Source organism: Mycobacterium sp., from assembly GCF_049802695.1.
Taxonomy (GTDB): Bacteria; Actinomycetota; Actinomycetes; order Mycobacteriales; family Mycobacteriaceae; genus Mycobacterium.
In genome coordinates this window covers 1-3,282 of the sequence record NZ_JBARMY010000544.1, presented here as the reverse complement: position 1 = coordinate 3,282, position 3,282 = coordinate 1, and the positions used below count along the sequence as shown (strand labels likewise).

Below are 3,282 nucleotides of genomic sequence, written 5' to 3'. Positions count from 1 at the left end.
CGCGCCGCCGGTTGCCGCGCCGCCCCTGGCTTCCGCTGCCCCGGTGGCTCCACCGACCAACAGCGAACAGTTCGGTCCGGTCACCGTCACCACCCCCGGGTCCGCCAGATGAGCCGCGGCGATCGATCACAGGGAAACTCGTCGCGGCCGGGGCGAGGGCGGCGTGCTGCGCGAAAGTTGAAGAAAGGCAACGACGTCGAGCACAAGCCGCCCAAAAAGACGGCCAAGTCGCCTGCTGCGGCAAAGCAATCCCGCGGCGAGACATCCGTCGTCGTCGGCCCGAACATCCACTCAGCCCGGGATCGGCGGGTTCGGCAGGCAGCGGATCTCGGCGCGCGTGGGGCATCGTTCGTATTCCGCCACCGCGCCGGCAACGGAATCATCTTCCTCGCGCTGCTCGTGGCGGCTGCGCAGCTGTTCTACCTGCAGGTGCCCCAGGCCGCCGCCTTGCGGGCTGAGGCCGCCGGCCAACTGAAGGTCACCGACGTGGAAAAAGCCGTGCGCGGCAGCATCGTCGACCGTAACAAAGACCAGCTCGCGTTCACCATCGAAGCTCGCGCACTGACCTTTCAGCCGCGGCGCATTCACAAGCAGCTGGCCGACGCCAAGCAGAAAAACCCGACCGCACCCGACCCGGATCAGCGGCTGCGGGATATCGCCCGCGAAGTGTCGACGCGGCTGAACAACAAGCCCGACCTGGCCACCGTGCAGAAAAAGCTGCAAAGCGACGAAACATTCGTCTACCTGGCCCGCGCCGTCGATCCTGCTGTGGCAACCGCGATCACCGCCAAGTTCCCCGAAGTCGGTGCTGAACGACAGGACCTGCGGCAGTATCCGGGCGGCTCGCTGGCGGCCAACATCGTCGGCGGCATCGACTGGGACGGTCACGGGTTACTGGGGCTGGAGGATTCGCTGGACGCGATGCTGGCCGGGACCGACGGCTCCATCACCTACGACCGCGGGTCGGACGGCGTGGTGATCCCGGGCAGCTACCGCAATCAGCACAAGGCGGTCAACGGTTCGACCATCCAGCTCACCATCGACGACGACATCCAGTTCTACGTCCAACAGCAGGTTCAGCAGGCGAAGGACCTGTCCGGCGCCCACGACGTGTCCGCGGTCGTGCTGGACGCGAAAACCGGTGAAGTGCTGGCAATGTCGAACGACAACACCTTCGACCCATCGCAAGACATTGGGCGGCAAGGGAATCGGCAGATGGGTAACCTTGCCGTCTCATCACCGTTCGAGCCGGGCTCGGTCAACAAGGTAGTAACCGCGTCGTCGCTCATCGAGTACGGGCTGTCCAACCCCGACGAGGTATTGCAGGTGCCCGGCACCATCCACATGGGTGGCGTGACCGTCCACGACGCCTGGAACCACGGCGTGATGCCCTACACGACCACCGGTGTGTTCGGGAAGTCGTCGAACGTAGGGACACTGATGCTGGCCCAGCGGGTGGGGCCGGACCGCTACTACGACATGCTCAAGAAGTTCGGCCTCGGTCAGCGCACCAATGTCGGCCTGCCCGGCGAGAGCGCCGGTCTGGTACCGCCGATCGACCAGTGGTCAGGCAGCACCTTCTCGAACCTTCCTATCGGACAGGGCCTTTCGATGACCTTGCTCCAGATGACCGGCATGTACCAGGCCATCGCCAACGACGGGGTGCGAATGCCGCCGCGCATCGTCAAAGCCACCGTCAGTCCCGAGGGCGCCCGAACCGAAGAGCCCCGACCACAGGGCATTCAAGTGGTATCACCGGAAACCGCGCGAACCGTGCGCAACATATTGCGGGCGGTGGTGCAGCACGACCCGATGGGATATCAGCAGGGCACCGGTCCCGCCGCCGCGGTCGAGGGCTACCAGATGGCCGGCAAAACGGGCACCGCCCAGCAGATCAATCCCGCGTGCGGCTGCTACTACGACAACGTTTACTGGATCACCTTCGCCGGGATGGCGACCGTCGACGATCCTCGCTACGTCGTCGGCATCATGATGAACAATCCGGACCGCAACGCCGACGGCACAGCGGGCCACTCGGCTGCGCCGCTGTTCCACAACATCGCGGGCTGGCTGATGCAGCGCGAGAACGTTCCGCTGTCACCGGACCCCGGCCCGCCGCTGACGCTGCAGGCGATGTGACGGCGCGATAAGTCAACGTGTCAGGCGAGCGCGCAGTGGTTATTCCCCATCCGTGACAGCCGAGCCTGATGCTGTAGTCGTCGTTCCTGCGCACAATGAGGTCAACGCGTTACCTCGATGCCTGAGCACGATTCGACGGGCAGTAGCCAATGTTGCTCTGCGGACCTCGGTGGTGGTGGTGCTGGACGCGTGCGACGACGCCAGCATCAGCCTCGCCGGGCGGTACGGGCCGGACGTCCACTTCCTGCAGGTCGAGGCACGAAACGTCGGCGCGGCACGCGCGGCCGGTTTCCGTTACGCCAGGACGGCTCTCGGCCACGTGGGGCTGCAGACCTGGTATGCGACCACCGACGCTGACACTCAGGTGGGCAGCGACTGGCTGCTTCGCCAACTCGACGGTCACGCCGACGTGGTCTTGGGCGTGGTGCGAGTGGATCAGTGGCGGCATCACTCCGAAGAGGTGGCTGAGCTCTACGAGACGCGCTACGACGCCTCCCGGTACGGCCACATTCACGGCGCCAACATGGGATTCCGCTCCGACGCCTACTGGCGGGCGGGCGGCTTCGCGGCGCTGACCAGCGGCGAAGACGTCGACCTGGTCGAGCGGTTCGAGGCCGCCGGATGCCGCATAAAATGGGACGACGAGTTGTCGGTGACGACATCTGACCGCCGTAACGGGCGTGCGCCCGGCGGCTTCGCCGATCACCTGGCGGAGGTGTCGCAGGAGGTGGCAGCCGACCACGACCGGGAAGTCGAGGCGTCGTGACCGCCGATATGGTGCGCAGGTGGCTGAAGAGCGGGCAACTGCAGCTGCCGTTGCCCGGCTCAGGACGCACCGCACATCGCTGGCGCTGCCTCTCCGAACTGACGGCGATCGACGTGGTGGCCGGACGGCTCGCCGAGGCTCATGCCGACGCGGTGGCGATCTTGGCCGAACTCGGTGGGCCGGGTCCCGGCACCGACGAGTTGTGGGGAGTTTGGGCCGCCGAAGTCCCGGACGCCGTGGTCGTCGCACGCAGTGCGGGTGACGCCGCGGTCCTCGACGGCACCAAGGCGTGGTGCTCGGGCGCGGGACTGTGCACCCATGCGCTGGTGAGCGCTTACCTCACCGACGGGCGGCGCGGGTTGTTCGCAGTGGACCTG

2 protein-coding genes and 1 pseudogene are annotated in these 3,282 nt (G+C 66.5%); all 3 read left to right on the top strand.

The genetic code is table 11. The annotated features are described in order from the left end of the window. Positions 1-108 precede the first annotated feature (108 nt). Positions 109-2,139 (top strand): peptidoglycan D,D-transpeptidase FtsI family protein, encoded by a 2,031-nt coding sequence (locus tag WA317_RS21475; RefSeq protein WP_425174949.1) that lies wholly within the window; start codon positions 109-111, stop codon positions 2,137-2,139. Positions 2,140-2,191: 52 nt separating this feature from the next. Continuing rightward, positions 2,192-2,905, top strand: coding sequence for a glycosyltransferase (locus WA317_RS21470; RefSeq protein WP_425174948.1), 714 nt, complete (start codon positions 2,192-2,194; stop codon positions 2,903-2,905). Continuing rightward, positions 2,902-3,282: pseudogene (locus WA317_RS21465) on the top strand (acyl-CoA dehydrogenase); the annotation flags it as partial. The gene WA317_RS21470 and the pseudogene WA317_RS21465, both read left to right, overlap by 4 nt.

Bases quoted from the DNA above. Each gene is read 5' to 3' on its own strand.
- WA317_RS21475 (WP_425174949.1), top strand. From the start codon at position 109: ATGAGCCGCGGCGATCGATCACAGGGAAACTCGTCGCGGCCGGGGCGA.